Origin of the sequence: Neobacillus sp. PS2-9 (assembly GCF_030915525.1) — a bacterium.
In the GTDB taxonomy this organism is placed as follows: Bacteria; Bacillota; Bacilli; order Bacillales; family Cytobacillaceae; genus Neobacillus.
The window spans coordinates 4,865,373-4,890,240 of sequence record NZ_CP133269.1 but is presented as its reverse complement, the minus strand read 5'-3'; the positions used below and the strand labels follow the sequence as shown (position 1 = coordinate 4,890,240).

24 protein-coding genes are annotated in these 24,868 nt (G+C 40.9%); 17 read left to right on the top strand and 7 right to left on the bottom strand.

Going from position 1 to position 24,868, the window contains the following annotated elements; all coding sequences use genetic code 11:
• Window positions 1-7 precede the first annotated feature (7 nt).
• On the top strand, window positions 8-1,555 hold the full coding sequence (gene pruA, locus RCG25_RS24425) for an L-glutamate gamma-semialdehyde dehydrogenase (protein WP_308081396.1): 1,548 nt from the start codon (window positions 8-10) through the stop codon (window positions 1,553-1,555).
• Window positions 1,556-1,601: 46 nt separating this feature from the next.
• On the opposite strand, the gene RCG25_RS24420 is transcribed toward pruA, so the two are convergent.
• Window positions 1,602-2,414, bottom strand: a complete 813-nt coding sequence (locus RCG25_RS24420) for a DUF8832 domain-containing protein (protein ID WP_308081395.1) — start codon at window positions 2,412-2,414, stop codon at window positions 1,602-1,604.
• Between the two features lie 500 nt (window positions 2,415-2,914).
• On the opposite strand from RCG25_RS24420, the gene RCG25_RS24415 reads away from it, so the two are divergent.
• From RCG25_RS24415 to RCG25_RS24405, 3 genes are all read left to right on the top strand, one after another.
• On the top strand, window positions 2,915-3,142 hold the full coding sequence (locus RCG25_RS24415; RefSeq protein ID WP_308081394.1) for a hypothetical protein: 228 nt from the start codon (window positions 2,915-2,917) through the stop codon (window positions 3,140-3,142).
• 22 nt (window positions 3,143-3,164) lie between these two features.
• On the top strand, window positions 3,165-4,151 hold the full coding sequence (locus RCG25_RS24410; RefSeq protein WP_308081393.1) for a hypothetical protein: 987 nt from the start codon (window positions 3,165-3,167) through the stop codon (window positions 4,149-4,151).
• A 198-nt stretch (window positions 4,152-4,349) separates the two neighbouring features.
• On the top strand, window positions 4,350-4,631 hold the full coding sequence (locus RCG25_RS24405; RefSeq protein WP_308081392.1) for a hypothetical protein: 282 nt from the start codon (window positions 4,350-4,352) through the stop codon (window positions 4,629-4,631).
• A 165-nt stretch (window positions 4,632-4,796) separates the two neighbouring features.
• Here RCG25_RS24405 and RCG25_RS24400 read toward each other — a convergent pair whose 3' ends face one another.
• Complete coding sequence (locus tag RCG25_RS24400; protein WP_308081391.1) at window positions 4,797-5,675, bottom strand: alpha/beta fold hydrolase; 879 nt, start codon at window positions 5,673-5,675, stop codon at window positions 4,797-4,799.
• Between the two features lie 208 nt (window positions 5,676-5,883).
• Here RCG25_RS24400 and nirB point away from each other — a divergent pair, with 208 nt between their 5' ends.
• From nirB to aceA, 6 genes are all read left to right on the top strand, one after another.
• Window positions 5,884-8,316 (top strand): nitrite reductase large subunit NirB, encoded by a 2,433-nt coding sequence (nirB, locus tag RCG25_RS24395; protein ID WP_308081390.1) that lies wholly within the window; start codon window positions 5,884-5,886, stop codon window positions 8,314-8,316.
• The gene (gene nirD / locus RCG25_RS24390) at window positions 8,313-8,633 is read left to right on the top strand and encodes a nitrite reductase small subunit NirD (protein WP_308081389.1); all 321 of its coding nucleotides are present in this window, start codon (window positions 8,313-8,315) and stop codon (window positions 8,631-8,633) included. Before nirB ends, nirD begins: the two co-directional genes overlap by 4 nt.
• A gap of 80 nt (window positions 8,634-8,713) precedes the next feature.
• Window positions 8,714-10,168, top strand: coding sequence for a uroporphyrinogen-III C-methyltransferase (cobA, locus tag RCG25_RS24385; RefSeq protein WP_308081388.1), 1,455 nt, complete (start codon window positions 8,714-8,716; stop codon window positions 10,166-10,168).
• Window positions 10,169-10,172: 4 nt separating this feature from the next.
• The gene (locus RCG25_RS24380) at window positions 10,173-10,778 is read left to right on the top strand and encodes an NAD(P)-binding protein (protein ID WP_308081387.1); all 606 of its coding nucleotides are present in this window, start codon (window positions 10,173-10,175) and stop codon (window positions 10,776-10,778) included.
• A 212-nt stretch (window positions 10,779-10,990) separates the two neighbouring features.
• Entirely contained in the window at window positions 10,991-12,583 is a 1,593-nt protein-coding gene (gene aceB, locus RCG25_RS24375; RefSeq protein ID WP_308081386.1) for a malate synthase A, read from the top strand.
• Window positions 12,584-12,636: 53 nt separating this feature from the next.
• Window positions 12,637-13,920 carry an isocitrate lyase gene (gene aceA, locus RCG25_RS24370; RefSeq protein ID WP_308081385.1) on the top strand — a complete coding sequence of 428 codons (1,284 nt, stop codon included), beginning with the start codon at window positions 12,637-12,639 and terminating at the stop codon, window positions 13,918-13,920.
• An 811-nt stretch (window positions 13,921-14,731) separates the two neighbouring features.
• Here aceA and RCG25_RS24365 read toward each other — a convergent pair.
• Window positions 14,732-15,643 carry a nuclease-related domain-containing protein gene (locus RCG25_RS24365; RefSeq protein WP_308081384.1) on the bottom strand — a complete coding sequence of 304 codons (912 nt, stop codon included), beginning with the start codon at window positions 15,641-15,643 and terminating at the stop codon, window positions 14,732-14,734.
• A 164-nt stretch (window positions 15,644-15,807) separates the two neighbouring features.
• Here RCG25_RS24365 and RCG25_RS24360 point away from each other — a divergent pair, with 164 nt between their 5' ends.
• Window positions 15,808-16,239 (top strand): YueI family protein, encoded by a 432-nt coding sequence (locus RCG25_RS24360; RefSeq protein WP_308081383.1) that lies wholly within the window; start codon window positions 15,808-15,810, stop codon window positions 16,237-16,239.
• A gap of 82 nt (window positions 16,240-16,321) precedes the next feature.
• Window positions 16,322-16,759 carry a FosM family fosfomycin resistance protein gene (gene fosM, locus RCG25_RS24355; protein ID WP_308081382.1) on the top strand — a complete coding sequence of 146 codons (438 nt, stop codon included), beginning with the start codon at window positions 16,322-16,324 and terminating at the stop codon, window positions 16,757-16,759.
• On the opposite strand, the gene RCG25_RS24350 is transcribed toward fosM, so the two are convergent.
• Entirely contained in the window at window positions 16,756-17,223 is a 468-nt protein-coding gene (locus RCG25_RS24350) for an OsmC family protein (protein ID WP_308081381.1), read from the bottom strand. The two genes, fosM and RCG25_RS24350, sit on opposite strands and share 4 nt — an antisense overlap.
• Window positions 17,224-17,321: 98 nt before the next feature.
• Between RCG25_RS24350 and RCG25_RS24345 the strand changes: the two genes are divergently transcribed.
• A complete protein-coding gene (locus RCG25_RS24345; RefSeq protein WP_308081380.1) occupies window positions 17,322-17,804 on the top strand; it encodes a VanZ family protein in 483 nt (160 codons plus the stop codon).
• A gap of 5 nt (window positions 17,805-17,809) precedes the next feature.
• On the opposite strand, the gene RCG25_RS24340 is transcribed toward RCG25_RS24345, so the two are convergent.
• On the bottom strand, window positions 17,810-18,472 hold the full coding sequence (locus RCG25_RS24340) for a lysozyme family protein (RefSeq protein WP_308081379.1): 663 nt from the start codon (window positions 18,470-18,472) through the stop codon (window positions 17,810-17,812).
• A 220-nt stretch (window positions 18,473-18,692) separates the two neighbouring features.
• On the opposite strand from RCG25_RS24340, the gene gatC reads away from it, so the two are divergent.
• From gatC to gatB, 3 genes are read left to right on the top strand one after another with little or no spacing between them, the layout of a single operon-like run.
• Window positions 18,693-18,986 carry an Asp-tRNA(Asn)/Glu-tRNA(Gln) amidotransferase subunit GatC gene (gene gatC, locus RCG25_RS24335; RefSeq protein ID WP_308081378.1) on the top strand — a complete coding sequence of 98 codons (294 nt, stop codon included), beginning with the start codon at window positions 18,693-18,695 and terminating at the stop codon, window positions 18,984-18,986.
• 12 nt (window positions 18,987-18,998) lie between these two features.
• Entirely contained in the window at window positions 18,999-20,456 is a 1,458-nt protein-coding gene (gene gatA, locus RCG25_RS24330) for an Asp-tRNA(Asn)/Glu-tRNA(Gln) amidotransferase subunit GatA (protein ID WP_308081377.1), read from the top strand.
• Window positions 20,457-20,467: 11 nt separating this feature from the next.
• The gene (gatB, locus tag RCG25_RS24325) at window positions 20,468-21,895 is read left to right on the top strand and encodes an Asp-tRNA(Asn)/Glu-tRNA(Gln) amidotransferase subunit GatB (protein ID WP_308084269.1); all 1,428 of its coding nucleotides are present in this window, start codon (window positions 20,468-20,470) and stop codon (window positions 21,893-21,895) included.
• A 245-nt stretch (window positions 21,896-22,140) separates the two neighbouring features.
• On the opposite strand, the gene RCG25_RS24320 is transcribed toward gatB, so the two are convergent.
• On the bottom strand, window positions 22,141-22,572 hold the full coding sequence (locus RCG25_RS24320; RefSeq protein ID WP_308081376.1) for a VOC family protein: 432 nt from the start codon (window positions 22,570-22,572) through the stop codon (window positions 22,141-22,143).
• Window positions 22,573-22,699: 127 nt separating this feature from the next.
• On the opposite strand from RCG25_RS24320, the gene RCG25_RS24315 reads away from it, so the two are divergent.
• Window positions 22,700-23,242 carry a DUF1697 domain-containing protein gene (locus tag RCG25_RS24315; protein WP_308081375.1) on the top strand — a complete coding sequence of 181 codons (543 nt, stop codon included), beginning with the start codon at window positions 22,700-22,702 and terminating at the stop codon, window positions 23,240-23,242.
• A 43-nt stretch (window positions 23,243-23,285) separates the two neighbouring features.
• Here the strand turns inward: RCG25_RS24315 and putP are convergent, their stop codons facing one another.
• On the bottom strand, window positions 23,286-24,779 hold the full coding sequence (putP, locus tag RCG25_RS24310; protein ID WP_308081374.1) for a sodium/proline symporter PutP: 1,494 nt from the start codon (window positions 24,777-24,779) through the stop codon (window positions 23,286-23,288).
• Between the last annotated feature and the right edge of the window lie 89 nt (window positions 24,780-24,868).

Sequence of the window (24,868 nt, the reverse complement as noted above, 5' to 3'; positions counted from 1 at the left end):
TTAAGTAATGGTACAACCTTATAAGCACGAGCCATTTACAGATTTTACGATTGATGAAAACCGTCAAGCATATCTTCAAGGTCTTAAGACCGTTGAAGGTTATTTAGGCCAAGATTATGCTCTTGTAATCGGTGGTGAAAGAATCACAACGGAAGATAAAATCGTTTCCTATAATCCTGCAAATAAAGAAGAAGTGATCGGCCGCGTGTCTAAAGCTAGCCAAGAGCTTGCTGAACAAGCAATGCAGGCAGCGGTAGAAGCTTTTAAAACATGGAAAAAAGTAAAGCCAGAAGTACGTGCAGACGTTTTATTTAAAGCAGCGACTATTATTCGCCGCCGCAAGCATGAGTTTTCTGCTCTTTTAACAAAAGAAGCAGGTAAACCGTGGAGAGAAGCAGATGCAGATACAGCAGAAGCAATCGATTTCCTTGAATATTATGGACGCCAAATGCTGGCACTTAAAAATGGTGTACCAGTTAATAGCCGTCCAAATGAATTTAACCGTTATGACTATATTCCACTAGGCGTGGGAATTATCATTTCCCCATGGAATTTCCCATTAGCGATTATGGCAGGTACAACTGTTGCTGCAATTGTTTCCGGTAATACTGTACTATTAAAACCTGCATCAACAACTCCAGTGGTTGCAGCAAAGTTTGTAGAAGTAATGGAGGAAGCAGGTCTTCCTAAAGGCGTCTTGAACTTTGTACCAGGTAATGGTTCTGAAGTAGGCGACTATTTAGTTGACCATAAAGATACTCGTTTCATCAGCTTTACAGGTTCACGTGATGTCGGTCTTCGTATTTTCGACCGTTCTTCTAAGGTGAACCCAGGTCAAGTATGGATGAAGCGTTTGATTGCAGAAATGGGCGGAAAAGATACGATTGTGGTTGACTCAGAAGCAGATCTTGAGCTTGCCGCACAATCCATAGTTGCAGGTGCGTTCGGATTCTCTGGTCAAAAATGTTCTGCATGTTCACGTGCTGTCATCGTTGAAGATGTATACGATCAAGTATTGAACCGTGTGGTTGAATTAACAAAAGAATTAACTGTGGGTGACCCTACAGATCAAGGCACTTTTATGGGTCCTGTGAACGATAATAATGCATTCAAGAAAATCATGGAATATATTGAAATTGGAAAGAGCGAAGGTAAGTTAATGGCTGGCGGCGAAGGAGATAACTCTAAAGGTTACTTTATCCAACCGACTATTTTTGCAGACCTTACGCCAACTTCCCGCATTATGCAGGAAGAAATCTTTGGACCAGTTGTTGGTTTAACAAAAGCGAAAGATTTCACTGAAGCAATTGAAATTGCTAACAACACTGAGTATGGCTTAACAGGAGCTGTTATCACTAAAAACCGTGCTCACTTAGAGCAGGCTCGTGAAGATTTCCACGTAGGTAACCTGTACTTCAACCGTTCTTGTACAGGAGCGATTGTTGGCTACCAACCATTCGGTGGATTCAACATGTCTGGAACGGACTCAAAAGCAGGCGGACCTGACTACTTATTACTTCACATGCAAGCAAAAACAACATCTGAAATGTACTAATTTACAACAAGTTAAAACCCCTTCTCCATTACGAGAAGGGGTTTTTCTATTTTGGTACGTTTATTACAAATGGAACGGTGAAAACTTTTCCTTTGTGCTTAAATTGCCCCCAAATTTTATAGAGGCCTTTTTCAGGGAATATGGTCATAAAGGTTACGGCGGGTCCACTTCCTTCTGTCGTCATGGGGTGGATATGCAAATACTTTTCCGCATCGGCGCTTATCGCGACTGTATGACCTAGTGCCCCTAAATAAGGCTGTAAATTTTTCAGCGGTTTATTCGTTTTTGCATCTTTTATCGTAAATATAAGGTGCACCGTCTTTCCTGCCATTAGATGGTCAAAGGAGAGCGCTACTTTTTTCCCCTCTACAACATGTGACAGTTCCTTATCAGGAACTAAAGGAACAGCCGTTCCTTCCTCCCCTTCAATTTGAAGCCAATGAGTTTCTACACTGCTGTCTCCTCCACCCTTAGGGGTAAACTCGGAAATGAGCTTATAGTCTCCTCTGGTAGGAAAGCTAGCAGTGAAATCAAACAAACCATTCTCTTTGTAGGTCGGATGAATATGTGAAAAATAAGCCAAATCCTTGCTCACTATAAATAAATGCATTTTTTTCTCATGAATCGTTTCAAACGATTTGATCGGCTGATTGGAAGAATCTTTGATTAATAGGGAGATGGGTATCTTTACTTTTGCCTGCGGGGGATCAGCACCCAAAATCCACTCGGATTTTGTTGGTACCACATCCGTTGGTGTCGCGCTCATTTTATGATTCATCGTAGATTTCGGGACTTTTAGCGGATTACATGCAGTTAGAAATACGGATAATAGAAGAAAAGCACTAATATAATATTTCAAAGGAACTCCTCCTTTCAAGCCATTCTTCATTTACTGTACATTACCTATTTGAACCATTGCAAGAATTTTCTGTATGAAGACTCCATTAGCACTAACATCAATGCCATCTACGTAGGCGAATACTTCCGAAGGTAGAAAGGGTCAGCTCTTAAGCAATTACTTAAGGGACAGCCCCTTTCTAAGTCTTAAGACCGAGTTGAAAATCAAGCTCAAGCGCTATTATGGAAACAAAACAAAGAAGGTAAGATGAAATCAAGATAAGAAAGGCGTAAAAACAAAAGAAAAAGTTTCGCCTACTATAGCTGGAGGGATTGCAGCAAATGTCTTGCTTTCAACCATTGGCCAATGGTGGGTTACTTTTAAGTTTGGTTCTTTATTTACTATTAATTACCTATTTGAACCATTGCAAGAATTTTATGTAAATTGAGTAGTCAAAAAGGTCTAATATAATGGTAAGATAGAGTGGACCATGTCAAAATCCGTGATGGAGGTATGAGCATTTGATACCGTTATATTTATTTCATGTGACAACCGTAGAGCATAGTGAAAGCACCCTGTGGACTTTTATCATCTGCAACCTCTTTGTTGTTTCATCAGGTATTGTATTTATGTACAGATTGTTTACTCAGAAAAATGTCCGAGTAGCAGGATTAGCATTTGGCGTAGCTTTGCTAATTAATTATATCCTTATTGCCATCTTCGGGGATATATTTGATTTGCTTGGATAGGGTGAGGAAGGAGATGATGTAGTTGAAATATTACCGTTTATGGGTGATTGCTTTTTTACTAAAATTTATTGGCTCTGCTTGGGATGCCTCCTATCATTTTAAGTATTTATTTGAGGAATATTCCATTCCCCATATTGTGAACACAATTGGTTTTGCCTTAGGGGCGTTTTTGTTAATAAAAGAGTGGCGACGCTCACACTACATGGACCACTTTTCAAGGAACCTAATTACCATTGGCTATGTGTTATTCCTAATTGGAATCCCATTAGATTTTACGTATCATATCGCATATGGGATTGACTTAACAACTTGGAGTCCCACGCATTTTGTTTACTATATTGCAACTGACATTATGATATTTGGCGTTTGGCGTGGATATTATAAGTTTACTCGGGATATTGCACCAACCTGGAAATCGATGCATACATGGTTTGCGATGTTTCTCCTCGAATGCTTTATGTTTCCGAACATGCAGCAGGAAAATGGAGCGATTTCCTATGACCAGTACATTCAAGGGAAATCCATTGCTTCACAGGAAATATTAGATTTGATCTCCGACCCTGCCTCACAAATATTTGGGGGCATTCCGGAATGGGTGTACCCCATCTATTCTGTGTTAATGGTTGCATTGCTAACTGTTTTAATCATTCGATTTTGTCGGGATTTTACGATTCCTTTCATGGCAGCAGCTCTGTATATTGGATTGCGATTCTTAGGTAAAGGCATTTTTGCGGCGATGGAGTATCCGACATCCTATGTTCCAATCACGCTATTATTTATTCCCCTTGTGTTTTTATTGTTTAAAAATATCAGTTGGTGGTCGGGCCTTATAGGTTGTGCCGCCTATTTTCTTGCCCTATTTGCCATTCATAAGTTAGGAATTCTGATAACACCGCCATTAGCACTTTGGGAACTAGCTCCCGTTGCCATCATTGGTGCACTTGTTCCTATTTTGAATTCAATGGTTAAGGACTCATCTAATCTTAAAAAAGAAAAGCAAGTAATCTAAAAAAGGCGATTGGTTAGGCACTTACTAATTATGGTAAGTGTCTTTTTTTGCATATAGGCTATGGATGTTAGATGTAATTGTTGATTCACACATACAATTTTTAAAAGCTGTGATTCTTGTCCAATTTCAAGTTAGTAATAGTGAATAAAATATGGGGAGCAAAATAATGCTCGCGTACACAAAGGAGGGGAGATGAAAATGAAAAATTCAAAACCAAAGTCTAAAACACCATCAAAGACATTAACAAATCAAACATATTCAAACCGTGTTTTAAGGGCAGAGTTTGATAATAACTGGAAGACAACTATCACTTCAACAGGCTATGTCAAATATACCGCTTTGAAAGATAACTCCGAAGTGGAAATTTTACTTTCTGATAGTTCAACTAGACTTGTAGTGTTCCCGAAAAATGGTTACGTACTAGTTGGTAGCGGGGGAACGAGTCACTTCAGCAAGCCTCATGTGACCATAACTCTTTAACTATGCATATTGTGAGTCATTAGTTGACGAAGGTTCGTAATAAATACAGGAAATAGCGCAGTTCATTTCATTTCCAACTGTGCTATTTGATTTGCATTTTTAGGTGTAAATTCCCTTTTTACGATAGGATACGGAATCTGTTAGCATTATTAATATTTGAAAATATTAATAATGTAAATGTAAAAAGTCTTCGATTTCTTTGTTGATTTTTGCTAAATATTCTTTAGAGGGGAAATGTCCCATATCGTATGCGTGGTAGTTTATTAGATTTGGGAGGATGTCCTTCGCCTTTTTTTGTATCCTGTCATCAGGAAAGAACACGTCTTTCCTGCCAGTAATAATCATGGTGGGAGAGTGATAGTTGACTAGTTCACTTTTTTCTGTGAGCTTAGGCATCTCGGATTCTAGCTTCACATGTTTAAAAATACTGGCGATGATGTCTTTATCTATTTCCCTCATGCTATTATCAGACATCGAATCTGCTATTTTGTTCATCTGCTTTCGGGATCCGTTCGTTTTAAAAATGAGTAACGGAACAAGGATTTTTTTAATCATCTCTACCTTTGAACCGAGCTGGATCCCTGCTGGTGCTATTAAAATCGAACATGCTATTTTTTCAGGCATAAACGCAGCAACTCTAAGAATGATTCCAGCTCCATAGGAGGGCCCTAAAAAGGCTGATTTTTCGATATGAAAATGGTTCATTAATTCCGCAGTCCACAGGGCAAAGCTATCATCACTTGCAGATATCCGATTTTCTTCACTAAAGCCAGGGTGACCAATGGTGTCCGGCGCATAAATTCTGTAGTTTTTAAATAGAGGCTGAAACCATGATAATGTCATGGGATTGATACAGTTTCCTCCCTGAAAAATAAACAAAGGTTTTCCTTCTGTAGGACCCGACACTAACACATGGGTTTTTCCAAATGTCGTATCTACATATACTCGTTCGAAAGTAATCTTAAATTCTCTTAGATAATTTTCATAGAATCTATGTATATCCGCTTTCCCTTCCTCACTTTTATAAATCGTATGTTTTCCCATGTAACACCCCAACATGTCATATTATTCCAATCTTATAATTATTATCTAGCGAAAAGAGGTTTATGACAATAATGTGAAATCATTCACATGTATTGTTTTAAAAGTGACGAACGTCACAATTTTTTTATGGGCAGAGATTTACAATTTAACTATAAAGAAAACCTTACTAACTAACATTAAGAATTCAATATATAGGGAGCGACCCACGATGAAAAAATTAGTGATGATCGGAAACGGAATGGCTGGTGTAAGAACGATCGAAGAAATACTCAAAGTATCACCTGAGCAATTTGAGATAACTATTTTTGGACAAGAACCATACCCAAACTACAATCGGATAAAGCTATCCAATATCCTTCAGGGAGATACCAACTTTGAAGATATTATTATCAATCCGCTAGATTGGTATAAAGAGAACAATATTGAGCTATTTACAGGTGATGCGGTAACAAAAATCGATGTAGAACAAAAACGTGTGATTTCTGAGCAAGGCAGGATTGTAGAATATGATGAGTTAATTATTGCAACAGGATCGAATTCTTTCATTCTACCGATTCCAGGTGCAGACAAAATCGGTGTCACCGGATTTCGTGATATCAAAGATTGTGAAACGATGATCAAGTCGGCAAAGCAATACAAAAAGGCAGTCGTCATTGGAGGTGGGCTGCTCGGACTGGAAGCTGCAAGAGGACTACTTAACTTAGGCATGCAGGTGGATGTGGTTCATCTTATGCCGAACTTAATGGAGCGCCAGTTGGATCCGATTGCCTCCTCCCTACTGAAAACGGAGCTGGAGTCACAGGGCATGAACTTCTTGATGGAAAAAGAAACAGTCGAAATCCTTGGGGATGAACAGGTCAAAGGCCTTCGTTTTAAAGATGGCTCCGAGGTAGAAGCAGACCTTGTCGTTATGGCCATTGGGATTAAATCGAATACACAGGTAGCGAGGGACAGCGGCATTTACGTGAATCGCGGAATTGTCGTGAATGATTTCATGGAAACTAGCGTGCCAAATGTGTACGCAGTTGGTGAGTGTGCCGAGCATAGAGAAATTGTTTATGGATTGGTTGCTCCACTCTATGAACAAGGAAAAGTACTGGCAAGCCGGATTTGTGGAAATGTAGGTGAACCGTATCAAGGGTCTGTTACAGGAACACAATTAAAGGTTGCTGGTGTGGATCTATTCTCTGCCGGAGAGATTTTTGAAGATGGATCGACCAAATCCATTATGGTTTACAACGAATATGACGGCGTCTATAAAAAGATTTTAACAAGAAACAACGTCATTGTTGGTGTGGTATTATATGGAGATACGAAGGATAGCACGAAGTTATACCGAATGTTAACGAAAAAAGAAGATATTAGTGGAATGACGAGCATTTCGGTGTTGCAATCGGAATGTACCGGTGAAGGAGGAAGCGATGATGTTGCTTCCATGCCAAATGATGAATTGGTTTGCGGCTGTAATGGTGTCACAAAAGGTGCGATTGTGGAAGCCATCAAAACCCAAGGATTAACCACACTGGATCAAGTGAGTCATTGTACAAATGCCGGCCGCTCTTGCGGACGCTGTAAACCAATGGTCAGCAACATCCTTGCCTATACACTCGGTGACCAATTCGATGCGGCGGCTGCCCAAAAGACAAGCATTTGCAGCTGTACAACCATAAGCCGTGAGGAATTGGTGGAAGAGATTAAGGTTAAAGGCTTAACTAGCGTGAAAGAAGTTATGAACGTGCTGGAATGGAACAATGAAGAAGGCTGTACAAAATGTCGCCCGGCCATTAACTATTACCTTGGCATGATTCATATGGATGAATATAAAGATGACCGTGATTCCCGATTGGTGAATGAGAAAATGCATGCGAACATACAGAAGGATGGGACATATTCCGTTGTACCAAGAATGTACGGTGGGGTCACAACAGCGGCTGATTTGAAAAAAATTGCGGAAGTAGCTGAAAAATACGATGTACCATTAGTAAAATTAACGGGTGGACAGCGGATTGGATTGTTCGGTGTGAAAAAAGAAGACCTGCCACAGATGTGGGAAGAGCTTGATATGCCGTCAGGATATGCATACGGAAAAACATTGCGAACTGTTAAAACCTGTGTTGGTGCTCAGTTCTGCAGGTATGGTACCCAAGATTCCATGGCTCTTGGCATCGAATTGGAGAAGAAATTCGAACGCCTTGATACACCTCATAAAGTAAAAATGGGGGTGTCAGCCTGCCCAAGAAACTGTTCCGAAGCAGGAATCAAGGACATTGGTTTCGTAGGAATCGACGGCGGTTGGGAGATTTATGTGGCTGGAAACGGTGGGGTAGACCTTCGCCCTGGTGACCTGCTGTGTACGATGAAAACGCAGGAAGAGGTTATGGAAATGACAGGTGCTTACCTGCAATACTACCGTGAAACAGCCAACTACCTGGAGCGGACGTCTAAATGGGTAGAACGAATGAGCTTAGAGCATGTAAAGGAAGTATTGGCTGATGAAGCGACACGAAAAGCCTTAAATGAGCGAATGGATCAGACATTGAGAAAGTATATTGAGCCTTGGAACGAAGCGATTCAAAGTGAAGAAATCCAAGATAAATATTATGCAAAACGTATGATCACAGTTGGGAGTGAATTCAAATGATTGAAACACTAACTCGCATTCCAGTCGTACACTACTCCAATCTGAAGGGTAGAACAGGGTATTCCATAAAAATCGATAATCAAGAAATTGCTCTATTTAAAGTATCAAACGGCGGTGTCTATGCACTTGAAAATCGCAGTCCCCATCCGAAGGGTGGAGTCCTTTCCGAAGGGATGGTCAGCGGGGACTATGTATATTGCCCAGTTTACGATTGGAAAATTTCATTAGTGGATGGAAGGGTTCAGGCACCAGACGAAGGTCAAGTAAAAACCTTTAAAGTAGAAATAAAAGAAGATATTGTGTTCATCATAGTATAAAAAGGTGGGGACAGTCCCCCGCTGCTTTAAAGCAGCAGGGGACTGTCCCCAACAAAGCATAGCGGAAGGATGGCTGCAGGATGAAGAAGGGGAAAGTGTTTTTAGTAGGAGCAGGGCCAGGGGATGTTGGCTTAATAACGGTTAAAGGGTTGGAAGCAATCAAGCAAGCCGAAGTTATTCTATATGACCGGCTTGCAAATCCTAAACTGTTAGAGTTTGCTCCGGGAGATTGCGAACTCATTTATTGTGGGAAATTACCTGACCGCCATATTTTGCGCCAAGAGAACATCAATGATCTTTTAGTGGAAAAGGCGCTGGAAGGTAAAATGGTAGTCCGCTTAAAAGGCGGCGACCCTGGTGTGTTTGGCAGAGTCGGAGAAGAAGCGGCAGCCCTGGCCCAATATCAAATACCCTTTGAAATCGTCCCTGGCATTTCATCAGGGATAGCAGCCCCCCTGTATGCTGGAATTCCAGTAACACACCGTGAACATGCAGAGTCCTTTGCTGTTGTGACTGCCCACGATAAGTCTCAAAACGGCAAGCCTAAGCTCGACTGGGAAGGTCTTGCTCGTGGTGTGGATACGATTGCTTTTTACATGGGAGTTGGAAATTTACCATTTATCTGTGAGAATCTCATGACCCATGGAAAGCCAGCAACGACACCTGTTATATTGATCCAATGGGGAACATTTGGCCGTCAAAAGACACTAAAAGGAACACTAGCGGACATTTCGGAAAAGGTCTTGGAAGCCAAATTCAGTAACCCAGCAATTATTTTAGTGGGGGAAGTCATTTCTCTTCGTGAAAAAATAAGTTGGTTCGAGAAAAAGCCGTTATACGGACGGCAAATCCTGCTTGCAAGAACGAGTGCCAGCCCTAGTGAATTAGCTAGTGAATTAATGACTCATGGAGCAGATGTCATTGAGTTTCCGAAATGGAAAAAGACGCCCATGCCGCTAGACCTAACAACTATTACTGCATATGAAAAAATTGTATTTGCTTCACCTGAAAGTGTAGCGGAATTTTTTAAGGCTGTGGTAGAGCAGGAAATCGATATTCGGAGCATTAGAGCAGACTTTTTCGGTGCTTCCATTAAATCGTTGAAGGCATTAAAGGACCGCGGATTTTTAGCTAAATTCACAGAAGAGATGGTCGATTCAGAAGATATGCTTATTGTCGGTGATGCGAGTATCTTGAAGAAAGGCTTTGTGAAGGCTGAAATGATGGTTACAAGCCAAAAAGAACTAGACTTACAATTCCTGCCTATTTTTAAACGTATGCACGAAGAAGCGGATGTAAATACAGTGGTGTTCCCTAGCAGTTCATCGGTTGCACCATTTGTCGATGCTTTAAGTGAATGCGGGCTCGATAGTATATCTCTTTTAAAAGAAATGCAGGTTGTCAGCATGGGCCTACAAACTCAGGCGGCAGTCAAAAAGGCGGGTCTTGCAACAACTGGGATGCCGGATCAAGCGACAAAAGAAGGCCTGGTTGCCTATCTGGAATTGCCGGTTGATAAAGGGTGTGAAGCGTAAGGAGATGAGTACTAATTATCCGATTATGCTGCGCTTAAATGGGAAAAAAACAGTGGTTGTTGGCGGAGGAAAAGTAGCGGAGCGCAAAGTGAAGGGGCTTCTCGGCACTGGTGCTCTTGTTTCCGTGGTGAGTCCTGAATTAACTGATGAGCTTTTAAGGCTTGCAAGGGATGGTGACATCGTCTGGCTTGACAAAACTTTTTCGAAGGATGATATTCAGGATGCGTTTCTGGTCTTTGCTGCTACAAATGATGAGGGTGTAAATCAGTTTGTGAGAAGTGTAGCGAAAGACCATCAACTCGTCATGGTTGTAGATGATCCTGAAGATTCCGATTTTCATGTCCCGGCGCAGGTACAAAGAGGTCGATTAAGTATAACTGTGTCAACAGGCGGAGCAAGCCCTATCCTTGCAGGGAAGATTCGGGAACAGCTGGAACAGCAATTTGATGAGCAATACAGTGACTATCTCGAATTTCTTTTTTCAAAAAGGCAATGGATTTTAAAAGAGGTGAAAGACTCCTCGTTAAAAAAGAAACTGTTAACAGCCATTGTAAGTGAGGAATTTTTAAAAAGTGAAGATAGGGAAGAGGATTTTCAGCGTTTATTTTAGATTGTTTGTAGGTACATATACCTAAATATTATTTTTAAAAAACAAGTCTGGATTGTCATTCAGGCTTTTTTTGTGTTTAAAAAATAGAATGTAAGGGATTATTTACCTATTTTTATAAAATTTTCAGAAAAGTGGTTCCATTTTTGAAAAACGTGTTATATAATACAAAACGAGGATAGATACTGTATTATAACAAAGAGGTGATCAAGTTCATGTCAACGCAAACGACTGGTATTGAAGTGGTTGGGGCCCTAAAAGCCCAGTATGATGAGATTTTAACACCTGGGGCATTGAATTTTATTGAAGAGTTAGAGAGAAAGTTTGGCGGAAGAAGAGTAGAACTGTTGCAGTACAGGACAAAGCGTCAAGAGGAAATTGACAATGGTAAATTGCCAGGCTTCCTCCCTGAGACAAAACACATCCGTAACGGAGAATGGACAATCGCTCCGCTGCCAAAAGACCTTCAAGATCGCAGGGTGGAAATAACAGGACCGACTGACCGGAAAATGGTTATCAATGCTTTGAACTCTGGTGCAAAACTATTTATGGCAGATTTCGAGGATGCCACTTCACCCACTTGGGAAAATGCCGTCGAAGGACAAATCAACCTTAGAGATGCAGTAAAACGGACAATTTCATTTGAAAACCCGAATGGGAAGAGATACGAACTGAAGAAGGAAACAGCAGTTCTCATTGTAAGACCTCGAGGACTCCACCTAGAGGAGAAGCACGTGTTATTAGATGGCAAGCCTATCTCCGGAAGCTTTTTAGATTTTGGTTTGTACTTTTACCACAATGTGAAGGAATTACTTGCAAGAGGTTCTGGACCATATTTTTACCTACCGAAGCTTGAAAGCCATTTAGAAGCAAGGCTTTGGAACGATGTATTTGTGTTTGCTCAAGAAAACCTGGGCATCGATCAAGGAACTATCAAAGCCACTGTATTAATTGAAACGATTATGGCTGCCTTTGAGATGGATGAAATCCTTTATGAATTAAAAGAACACTCAGCCGGCTTAAACTGCGGAAGATGGGATTATATTTTCAGCTTCATTAAAAAGCTTCGTCATCAGAAGGATGTTATTCTTCCTGATCGTTCACAAGTGACGATGACCGCACCGTTTATGCGTTCGTACTCCTTACTTACCATTCAAACTTGTCATCGTCGGAAAGCGCCGGCAATGGGAGGAATGGCAGCACAAATACCGGTTAAGAATAACCCGCAGGCCAACGAAGAGGCCTTTGCCAAGGTAAGAGCGGATAAAGAACGCGAAGCACGTGACGGGCACGATGGTACATGGGTTGCCCACCCAGGACTTGTTCCGGTGGCAATGGAAGTGTTCAATCGTGAAATGCCGACACCAAATCAAATCCATACATCGAAGCAGCAAAAAATCACCATCAATGCCCAAGATTTATTAGAGGTACCAGGTGGAACCATTACAGAAGAAGGGGTACGCACGAACATCAATGTGGGCATTCAATATGTGGCTTCCTGGTTATCAGGCAGAGGTGCAGCTCCAATTTACAACTTAATGGAGGATGCGGCAACAGCAGAGATATCACGGGCGCAGCTTTGGCAATGGATTCGCCATCCGAAAGGCATATTAAAAGATGGCAGAAAAGTAACCTTTGAAATGTATGAGGAATTGAAGGTCGAAGAATTAGAAAAAATCAAACAAGAAATTGGGACTGTAGCTTTCGAAAACGGACGATTTGATGAAGCAGTGAAATTGTTTGATGGGTTGATTTTCAATGAGGAATTTGCAGAATTTTTAACACTCCCTGGATATGAACTGTTATAGATTGTTGTGTTTATTTTTATCAAAAAATAATAGATTACTAGGAGGAAATGAAAATGACAGATCAAAGAGTTGCTGGGTTACAAGAAAGCTGGGAAATGGATAGCCGTTGGAAAGGGATTACAAGACCGTACACAGCTGAGGATGTTATCAAGCTGCGCGGTTCAGTTGATATCGAACATACTTTGGCTCGCAAAGGGTCTGAGAAGCTATGGAAGCTTTTACATGAAGAGGACTATGTGAATGCACTAGGTGCCCTAACAGGAAATCAGGCAGTACAGCAAGTAAAAGCAGGGCTAAAAGCCATCTACTTAAGCGGCTGGCAAGTAGCAGCCGATGCAAACCTTTCCGGTCATATGTATCCGGACCAAAGCTTATACCCAGCGAACAGTGTTCCAAGTGTGGTTAAGCGAATCAACCAGGCGTTACAGCGCGCCGATCAAATCACTCATTCGGAAGGAGACAACTCCATCGATTGGTTTGCTCCAATTGTGGCCGATGCCGAAGCAGGCTTTGGCGGACAGTTAAACTGTTTTGAGTTAATGAAGGGTATGATTGAAGCGGGTGCTTCCGGCGTCCATTTTGAAGATCAGCTTTCCTCCGAGAAAAAATGTGGACACTTAGGTGGTAAAGTATTGCTTCCAACTCAAACGGCGGTTCGCAACTTAATTGCTGCTCGTTTGGCGGCAGATGTTATGGGCGTTCCAACCGTATTAGTTGCCCGTACGGATGCGAATGCAGCGGATTTAATTACAAGTGATATTGATATGAATGATGCACCGTTTATTACGGGAGACCGTACACCAGAAGGATTTTTCCGAGTGAAAGCCGGGATTGATCAAGCGATTGCTCGCGGTTTAGCTTATGCGCCATATGCAGACTTGATCTGGTGCGAGACTTCTGAACCGAACATTGAGGAAGCAAGACAGTTTGCGGAAGCGATTCATGAGCAATTCCCTGGCAAACTTCTCGCTTACAACTGTTCACCATCGTTTAACTGGAAAAAGAAATTGGATCAAGAGACGATTGCTAAGTTCCAAGTGGAGCTTGGAAAAATGGGCTACAAGTTCCAGTTCGTAACGCTTGCTGGTTTCCATGCTTTGAACCACAGCATGTTCGAGCTTGCCCGTGGCTACAAGGAGCGCGGCATGGCGGCTTACTCTGAATTGCAGCAATCCGAGTTCGACAGCGAGCAATACGGCTACACGGCAACTCGTCACCAACGTGAGGTTGGTACAGGGTACTTTGATCAGGTATCTATGGTGATTACAGGTGGAACATCTTCGACAACGGCATTGAAGGGCTCTACTGAGGAAGAGCAGTTTACTGGGAAGAAATAATTTTGTGGCCATGGCCATGTGGCTTGTGGTATGGCTTGGGCGTGACCCTTCTCTCCTTTTTAGGGGGGAGGGTTTTTGTTGTTTTATATAAAGATAGACTGGTGTTTTCATGTTAATTTAGAAGATGAAAGACAAAATGAAGTAGATTAAGATGAAAACTGTCCTTCATCTGGTGGATGAAGGACAAAATGTAGTAGATTAAGCTGGAAACTGTCCTTCATGAGGTGGATGAAGGACAAAATGAAATAGATTCAGATGAAAACTGTCCTTCATCGGGTGGATGAAGGACAAAATGAAGTAGATTCAGATGAAAACTGTCCTTCATCGGGTGGATGAAGGACAAAATGAAATAGATTCAGATGAAAACTGTCCTTCATGAGGTGGATGAAAGACAAAATGTAGTAGAGTCTAATGAAAACTGTCCTTCATGAGGTGGATGAAGGACAAAATGAGATAGATTAAGATGGAAACTGTCCTTCATGAGGTGGATGAAGGACAAAATGAGGTGGATTAAGATGAAAACTGTCCTTCATAAGGTGGATGAAGGACAAAATGAGATAGATTAAGATGGAAACTGTCCTTCATGAGGTGGATGAAGGACAAAATGAGATAGATTGAGATGGAAACTGTCCTTCATTGAGGTGATGAAGGACAAAATGTAATAGATTAAGGTGAAAAATGTCCTTCATCGGGTGGATGAAGGACAAAATGAGATAGATTAAGATGGAAACTGTCCTTCATCGGGTTGATGAAAGACAAAATGTAGTGGATAAAGTTGAAAACTGTCCTTCATCCCTGAACACACTATTAATCACTCATAAAAAGCCCATTGATGAACACCGGTCACACTAAAATGTCGACTTAGAACCCTGCTGGTTCCTTTTTTCGATCCCGCACCCTCACACCAATCATAAACTAAATTCGTAGTGATTTTCATATCCGGAAACAGCAGCCGCAATTCTCCGACACCCCGCAAAATAGCGGATTCCACCAACTCTTCACACCCGCAAACATCACACACTAACTTCTTTCCACAAACGGAGAGCGAAGAAGAGTGGCACGTTCTACATGTTGGTCCCTTTTTTAGCTCCTCATACTGATAGGGACGAATTCGAGTATATGGGGATTCTATTTGGTGCAACGCCACAAGCTTGTCAGCAAGTGCTTGATCCTGTTTAGTTAATTGGCACGGGAGTTCGTTTAGTTTTTTCATAAAACGTGGCAATTGGGATAAATAGATAATGGGTTCATCTTTAGGGGATTGGTAAAGGGGAAACTCGGGGTTAATAAAAATAACATATCCCTCAACGTTATAGCGATACCCTAGGTTTTGAAGTAATTGTCGGAATAAGAATTTGATTCGCTTTAGCTGGTCTAGAGGATTTTTAATTTCCTTTCCCTTTCCGGGAAAAGTGTAGAAATTGCCATTTTCGTAAATATAGTCACCTTCAAAATTTTTTACTTCAAAAAGGTAAATGGTCTTTGGAAACATCAAGGTGGAATCAATCTGAAGATTAGAATTGTTACTTTCAAGGAGCAAATCATTTAATATCAAGGGCTTACTTTGCAGCTTCTCCGTGTATAAATCAAATTGAACTTCACCGGCAAATCCTTTTTCAAGATAATAAAATTTCTTCTGCTCATCATCCGTAAGAGTCATACGGGCGTTTAATATCCTCCAAATCTTTATCACATCTGATTCAATTCTAGCTTTATAAGGCATACTCCACATCCTTTCTTATTCTCTATGTCAATCTTATATAAAATAGAGAGCGAAAGGGATGAACATTTTGTTAATTTTACGGACAACCCCCATATTTTTGGTAAGTAACGTTTTATAGGGTATTATCATACATAGTAATAGCCTTTTAAATGGAGTTGATTTATTTGAAAAAGCCTACGGTTGATGAAGTGTTGCAGCAGGGGATTTATGGAGCGATGGAGACAAAACCGGATGAGCGGCGCAAATACTTAGGGACTTTACGAGAAAGGATTATTGTTGCCCTAAAAAAGAACCAAGTGGCCGAAACAGAAATTTATCCGCAGATAGAAATATTAATGAAAGAAAATCCACAGGCGCACTTATTTTTAAATGGGAATATGAGCTATGAGGAACTTTCTAAGTATGTTAAAGTGGCAAATAAGCAAAAAATGGAGCATACAATTGTTACCAATAAAGAACACGATTCAGAAATAGGGTTAGTGTTAGCGATGGACCATGCCATCGACAAGGAAGAAATCTATATAACAAAGAAAATAGCGGTACAAGAAGAGGCTAAAAAAAGTAAGGGTTTTTTCGCAAAACTCTTTAATAGGTAGCAAAAACTAAAGGCTCGTAGTCACTCCACGATACTAAGGGCTTTTTTGTTGTATAATAATGGAAAAAAGAAGTGGTGATCGTATGTCGTTAAAAGGAATCAACCATTTGCTATTTTCAGTTTCAAACTTAGAGAGATCAATTGAATTCTACCAGAATGTTCTTGAAGCAACACTGCTTGTGAAGGGAAGAAGTACGGCTTATTTTGATTTGAATGGTCTCTGGCTCGCTCTTAATCTCGAAAAAGATATTCCACGCAACGAAATCCATGAGTCGTACACCCATATCGCGTTCTCAATCAAAGAAGAGGACTATACAAAAATGTACCAGAAGCTACAAAAATTAAAGGTCAACATTCTACCTAGTCGGCCAAGGAATGAAAAGGATAAAAAGTCAATTTACTTCACCGATCCCGATGGTCACAAATTAGAATTCCACACAGGTACACTGCAGGACCGGCTTGATTATTATAAAAGTGAAAAACCACATATGGAGTTTGGGGACAGTCCCCCTGCGCTTTAGCGCAGTGGGGGACTGTCCCCACCTCTGATTACAGATGTATGAAGCTCCATCTCCACATTTCCTTGGATGGCGCGGCTGATCATACAAGACGATTCTGCTTTTTTGGCAAGTGTATGAGCCAATTCGATGTCTTTTTCAGTAGCATCGTGGTTCAGTACGATCAGCGGTCGGTGAATAATCTTTTTATAGGTAATGACGCCTCTTGTTACATCGACAATTCCCTCAGATTCCATTGTGAGGTTTTCTTTTTGCAATTTACTGCGTTCCATCATCGCTGCAAGGGTAATGATATAACAGGTGGCAGCGGCGCCCAGGAGCATTTCATCAGGGTTTGTGCCCACTCCCGGTCCATCCATTTCTGGTGGAATCGACACTTTGGTTTTTAAATTACCTGCTTCAATTTCTCCAACGTCATTGCGTAAGCCTGGCCAGTTTGCGTGCAAATGGAAATGATGTTCAGCCATGAAAGATTCCTCCTATTTAATTAAAATAACGGTACACTCTATTAAAAAAATATGGTACCGTTGAGTGGTGTTGTAAATTTTTAGGGAGTATTAAATGAATGAAAATTATCTTTAAGCTATTATTAATAATCATACTATGCCTATATTTAGCCGTCCTAACGAAATTAATATTATTTAAATATATCCCTTTAACAGAAATCATCCATCATTTCAATTTCACTTATGATGAATATCATTGGCGTTCGAATAATTTTGTCCCGTTTAAAACAATCTTTTTTTATCTCTACATAGCGGATGTTAACTTGAATATTCGTATTGAGAACTTAGCAGGGAATGTGATTGGTTTTATCCCGTTCGGTTTTATCTTACCATTGCTCATGAAAAAGTTTCAAAGACTTAGCGCTGTGATGCTAGCTTCCTTTTGCTTGAGTTTGACCTTCGAGATTCTACAATTATTATTTGAGTTTGGCAGCTTCGATGTCGATGACCTGATTTTAAATACATTGGGCGGAATGCTGGGGTACATACCAGCTAAACTTCTCTTGCGTATTATTAATTTTAGAAAAAAAACCAACCGATGAATCGATTAAAAAGATCCACTGGTTGGTTTTTCGTTGTCTGAGCCGGTGACTGGAATACTATCAGCCAATAATTGAATATTTTTTGTAACCTTTGTGCTATAGGTAAAATCGCCATAGCAGTAAGGGTAACGGAAATTATTCTTATTCCCACCGCATGTATAAAGAGTTGGCTTCTTTTTTACTTGAAGAAGAGAAAAATGTTTTGCTAACTCTTCACTATGTTTGCCGCCGTGCGCCGCCACGTAATCCACATACCCAATACCCATATTGTAGGCCTGTATTATAGTAGGGAAATCTACTTTTTTCTGATTACCATAAGTGAATACCCGTTGAAAATGCTTCACTCCGACTTGAATACTTTGCTTTGGGTCGGTAATCGAGTTTCTGGCTAATCCGGCTGATTCAGAGGCTTGCATCGGATCCCCGCCCTTCCCATGGCTTTCTTGCTGCATGAGAGCAATAAGAACGTGGGTCTGGCTTTCAAGATGATATTTTGCTAGTTCTTGTTGGATTAAGGGACTATATTTTTTTACATCAGCAAATGAATCGTTTTTATCTATAGGTGTTGAAATTGGTTTTTGAAAATAATTTTGAAACATCGCTAAGGCGCAAAAAACTATAAATAGTACGAAAAAGGTTTTGAACTTCTTCCGTCTTCGCTTCTTCATTCCATAACTCTCCCAGTTCTTTCTTCTTAGAACATTATAATTGATGGCGGTATTACCTGTCAGTGTCGTAAGTATGAAAAAAGAAAGATTATTTGTAGAACCAATCTAAAACTCTATTCTTTTGTTAATAATGATGAAGGAATCATTGCGGTAAAGCGGAAAAGTTTGGTATCATCAATATTAAAATAATAACGATAATTGGGATTGGAGGTAATCTGAGATGTCACGAATTTCAAATGAGCAGGTGAAACATGTGGCGAACCTGGCACGGTTAGCGATCACAGAGGAAGAAGCGGAAAAGTTTACAAAACAGTTGGATGCTATTATTTCTTTTGCGGAACAGCTGAATGAATTAGATACAACAAATGTGGAGCCAACCTACCATGTGCTTGATATGAAAAATGTATTGCGTGAGGATGTTCCACAACCAGGACTGCCGCGTGAAGAGGTGCTCAAAAATGCACCGGAACATCAAGATGGGCAGATTAAGGTTCCATCGATTTTGGGAGAGTAAGGAGGGAAAAAAGTGAGTTTATTTGATTATAAAGTTTCAGATTTGCATGAGCTTTTACATAAAAAAGAACTAAAAGTTTCCGACCTCGTCAATGAATCGTTCACACGAATTGGCCAGGTGGAGGAAAAGGTACAAGCCTTTTTAACATTGGACGAAGAGCGGGCAAGAGCAACCGCCAAAATGCTGGATGATAAACTAAACGCCGGAGCCGAAAAAGGGCTGCTTTTTGGCATGCCGATCGGTTTAAAAGATAACATGGTGACAAAAGGACTCCGTACCACTTGTGCGAGTAAAATACTAGAAAACTTTGATCCTATCTATGATGCGACTGCTGTTCAAAAGCTACAGCAAGTAGAAACTGTTACGATTGGTAAATTAAACATGGACGAGTTTGCCATGGGTTCCTCGAACGAAAACTCTTACTACAAAAAAACACGAAATCCATGGAATCTTGATACGGTTCCAGGAGGATCATCAGGTGGTTCCGCGGCATCGGTCGCTTCCGGAGAGGTTCTCTTTTCTCTAGGATCGGATACAGGAGGTTCCATCCGCCAGCCTGCTTCTTTTTGTGGTGTAGTTGGAATGAAGCCAACCTATGGACGTGTGTCCCGCTTCGGTCTTGTGGCATTTGCCTCCTCACTTGACCAAATTGGACCAATTACAAGAACGGTGGAAGACAATGCCTATCTTCTGCAAGCAATTTCTGGGTTAGACCCAATGGATTCTACGTCAGCAAATGTGGACGTACCAAACTTTGCGGCTTCCCTAACAGGTGATGTAAAGGGACTGAAAATTGCTGTTCCAAAAGAATATTTAGGTGAAGGTGTCAGCGAATCTGTCCGTCAATCGGTGCTGGATGCGTTAAAGGTGCTAGAAGGTCTTGGGGCTGTTTGGGAAGAGGTTTCACTTCCACATTCCAAATACGCACTTGCAACCTATTACTTGCTCTCATCTTCTGAAGCATCAGCGAACCTTGCTCGATTTGATGGTGTTCGTTATGGCTATCGTGCACAGGATGCGGAAAGCTTAATCGATTTATATAAAAAGACGCGGGCAGAGGGCTTTGGGGATGAAGTCAAACGCCGGATTATGCTAGGTACGTTTGCGTTAAGCTCTGGATATTATGATGCGTATTATAAAAAGGCACAGCAGGTTCGAACACTTATCAAGAAGGATTTTGAAGATGTGTTTGCAAACTATGATGTCATTATTGGACCAACTACACCAACGCCTGCTTTTAAAATTGGTGAAAACATCGACGACCCACTAACGATGTATGTGAACGACATTTTAACCATTCCGGTAAACCTTGCGGGTGTTCCAGGAATCTCCGTTCCATGTGGATTTGATGCGGGTCTGCCATTAGGCTTACAAATCATCGGTAAGCATTTTGATGAGACGACCATTTACCGTGTTGCCCATGCATTTGAACAGGCAACCAACTTTCATAAACAGAAGCCAGAATTGTAGGGGGTGAAATGATGGAATTTGAAACAGTCATTGGACTTGAGGTCCATGTAGAGTTAAAAACGGAATCAAAAATTTTCTCGGCGAGTCCAAACCATTTTGGTGCGGAGCCAAATTCAAATACAAGTGTCATTGACTTAGGATATCCTGGAGTTCTTCCTGTCTTAAATAAAAAGGCAGTTGAATTCGGTATGAAAGCAGCTATGGCTTTGAATTGTGAAGTAGCTACTCACACGAAGTTTGACCGAAAAAACTACTTTTATCCAGACAATCCGAAAGCCTACCAAATCTCCCAATTTGACAAACCGATTGGAGAGCATGGCTGGATTGAAATTGAGGTAAACGGCTATACGAAAAAGATTGGTATTACGAGAATCCATCTGGAAGAGGATGCAGGTAAGCTAAATCATGAAAAAGGCTATTCACTTTGCGATTATAATCGTCAGGGAACGCCGCTTGTAGAAATCGTTTCCGAGCCGGATATCCGCACTCCTGATGAAGCATATGCCTATCTGGAAAAATTAAAGTCAATTATTCAATATACAGGTGTTTCTGATTGTAAAATGGAAGAAGGCTCACTCCGTTGTGATGCGAATATCTCCATTCGTCCTGTGGGCCAAGAGGAATTTGGAACAAAGGCAGAGTTAAAGAACTTAAACTCATTCAATTTTGTCCGTAAAGGGCTTGAATTTGAAGAAAAGCGTCAGCGAGAAGTGGTTTCATCAGGTGGGACAATTGATCAGGAAACACGCCGCTTTGACGAGGCGACGGGTGCAACCCTTCTCATGCGTGTAAAAGAAGGCTCAGATGATTATCGTTACTTCCCAGAGCCGGACTTACTTGATTTATATATTGACGAGGATTGGAAGGCACGAATCCGTGCTGAAATCCCTGAACTGCCAGACCAACGTCAGAAACGATATATAGAAGAACTAGGTCTGCCTGTCTACGATGCTAAGGTATTGACCGTGACGAAAGAAATGGCTGATTTCTTTGAGGCAACTGTAGCAGGTGGGGCGGATGCCAAGCTTGCGTCGAACTGGATAATGGGAGACGTTTCAGCCTACCTGAATGCAGAAGGGAAAGAACTTGATCAAGTTGCGTTAACTCCAGAAGGCTTGGCAAGTATGATTAAGCTGATTGAAAATGGTACGATTTCTTCCAAAATCGCGAAAACTGTTTTTAAAGAGTTAATTGAAAACGGTGGCGATGCGGAGCAAATCGTAAAGGACAAAGGACTTGTGCAAATTTCCGATGAGGGCACTCTTCTAAAGATTATTGCAGAAATACTAGATGCCAACCCGAAATCAGTAGAGGATTTTAAGGATGGAAAAAGTAAAGCAGTGGGCTTCCTTGTTGGTCAGTTGATGAAAGCAACAAAGGGACAGGCCAACCCACAACTGGTCAATCAATTGTTGCAGCAGGAATTGCAAAAACGATAAAACGAAGGCTGGCAGAAACTACTCTGCCAGCCTTTTTTATGCGGTTGTTGTCGAATCAGATTTCGACATTACTCGCTTCATTTCCCGGGAAAAAAGTGAGTATTTAAACGGGTTTATTGCAGTTTTAACTAAACGTTTGGTTAATAAGGAAATATCGGGGAACTTGTCGGAAAGTGGATTTTATGACGTGAAAAGACAGTATTATAAAAAAGGCGCTAGGCTACTGCCTACCGCCTTTCCATAAATTAAAACGAAATCATTGCCCCACGTTCATCGAATACAGAGGTAGGATTCCAGGCCACTTCCCAAAGATTATTTTCTGGATCGGCAAAATAGGCAGTCCGACCGCCCCAAAAGGCATCACTTGGTTCTCTTACAATTCTTGCGCCAGCTTCGTGAATTTCCTCAATCACTGAGTCAACATGCCCTGGCTCGTCCACGTTAATAGCAAAAGTTACCCCACGAAAGGCATTTGTTGAATGAGTAATTTCAACATTCGCATCCTTTGCCAACTCCTCAATTGGAAACAAGGAAAGCAGCACACCGGCTGTTTTGAAGACAGCATAGTTATCTGAACTAATACTGGTTTCTTCCCAGCCTAATGATTGATAAAAAGACCGAAGTGCTGGTAAATTAAAAGCACCAATTGTAATTAAACTTACCCTTTGTGGAACCATTATTCATTCCTCCTATTAAATGCATGTTCCATACATTCTACAAATTAGTCACCATCTCCTTCACTCTAGTAGTTTAGTTTGCTGAGAAAATGGTAAGATTTAGAGAAGAGGAAGAGAGGGAACTCACTTGACAATATATATTGCACTATTAAGAGGGATTAATGTTGGCGGTCATAACATCATAAAAATGGCTGAATTAAGACAGCTGCTTGAAAGCATGGGTTTACATAAGGTGAAGACTTATATTCAAAGCGGGAATGTTTTATTTGAATCTGAGGAGGGGGCTACACAACTCACCCAACGATTAGAGGAAGAAATCAGAACTACGTTTGGTTTTCCTGTTCCCGTTATCTTAAGGACTGCTGAAACGTTGAATCAAATCATTCAGGATTGTCCTTACTCGCCGGATTCTTTAAACGAGGGGGAAAGTATTCAACTGGCTTTTTTGGCAGATGAACCCTCTCCGGAAAAAATCGACTATTTGCAAGGTTTTAAAAGTGAACTCGATGAATGCCAAATTGTTGGGAAGGATATTTATTTATTCTTTCGTCAAAGTATCCGTGATTCAAAGCTAGCGACTCAGTTGCCAAAGCTAGGCGTTCCTGCAACCGTACGGAACTGGAAGACCGTGCTTAAGCTGGCAGCATTAGCAAAAGAGTTGGCTGAATGAAAGAAAGCCCGGATTATAGATTCTCCGGGCTTTTTTCTATAGTCTATTCTTGTTTTAGTAAGCGAACACTTTCAGTGAACTCTTTTTCGATTTCATCATTTTTCTTATAAGTGAGTAAGCTGACAATGTAAGCCACAACCAGGTTAAGTACGAAGCCTGGAACGATTTCATAAAGCGATTCGCCGAAAATGACTTTACCAAGGTCCGCATTTTTCCAAACGATAACGGTAACAGCACCGACGATCATTCCGAACAGGGCTCCCCAGTTGGTTGTCTTTTTCCAGAATAAGCTTAATAGAATGATAGGACCAAATGATGCTCCGAAACCTGCCCACGCATAGGCGACAAGGTCTAAAATTGTGTTGTTTTGTTGGAAAGCAAGTGCAGCTGCAACAACAGCAACAAGGAGCACGGCCATTCTGCCTAAGAAAACTAACTGTTTATCCTTCGCGTTTTTGTTCATTACTACTTTATATAAATCTTCAACTAGTGCACTTGAGGTTACGATCAACTGAGAAGAGATCGTGCTCATGATGGCAGCCAGAATAGCAGCCAATGCAAATCCTGCAAATAAAGGATGGAAGAAGATTTGACTTAACGAAATAAAGACAGCTTCTGGATTCTTTAATGAAAAATCAGCATTATTATGGAAGAATGCCAGGCCGATAAATCCAGTAAGAATGGTACCAACTAAAGAAATAATCATCCAGCCCATTCCGATGCGACGGGCACTTTTTGTTTCTTTGATTGTTTTAATGGCCATAAACCGAACGATAATATGTGGCTGTCCAAAGTATCCAAGGCCCCAAGCCATTGCAGATAAAATCCCAATAAAGGTAGTTCCTTTAAATAAATCAAGTAAGGTAGGATCAATCGCGCGAATCGTATCAAACGTTTCTGCTGGACCACCAGTATGGAAGATACCAATCGCAGGAACTAAAAGTAACGCAATCAGCATCATTAACCCTTGAATGAAGTCTGTATAACTTACTGCCAGGAATCCACCAAATAAAGTGTAGGCAACAACAACGCCGCCAACGATATATAGACCTGTATGGTAGCCAGTTCCAAATGAACTTTCAAAAAATACTGCTCCCGAAACCATTCCTGAAGACACATAGAAAGTAAAGAAAATAAGTATAACGATACCTGATACAATGCGGAGTAGTTTCGTTTTGTCTTTAAAGCGATTTTCTAAATAGCTTGGAATTGTAATAGAGTCATTGGCTACCTGCGTATAGGAGCGCAGACGAGGTGCTACCAATAACCAGTTTAAGTAGGCTCCAATTGTTAAACCGACAGCGATCCAAGCATCCGCTAAACCGCTTACATAAATTCCGCCAGGTAAGCCCATTAATAGCCAACCACTCATATCAGCTGCGCCAGCACTCAAGGCGGTTACTGCTGGTCCTAAAGACCTTCCCCCGAGCATGTAGTCCGTCAGATTGCTAGTTTTTCGAAAAGAATACCAACCAATGAATAACATCATGGCGATGTAGATTCCAATCGAAACTAATTGTAGTGTCTCGTTTGACATACTTTTCCCCCTTTATTATATTGGAAATTATTTATAATAATATTTCCTATATATAAAATATTCTATCAACTTATTAAACTCATTTCTAG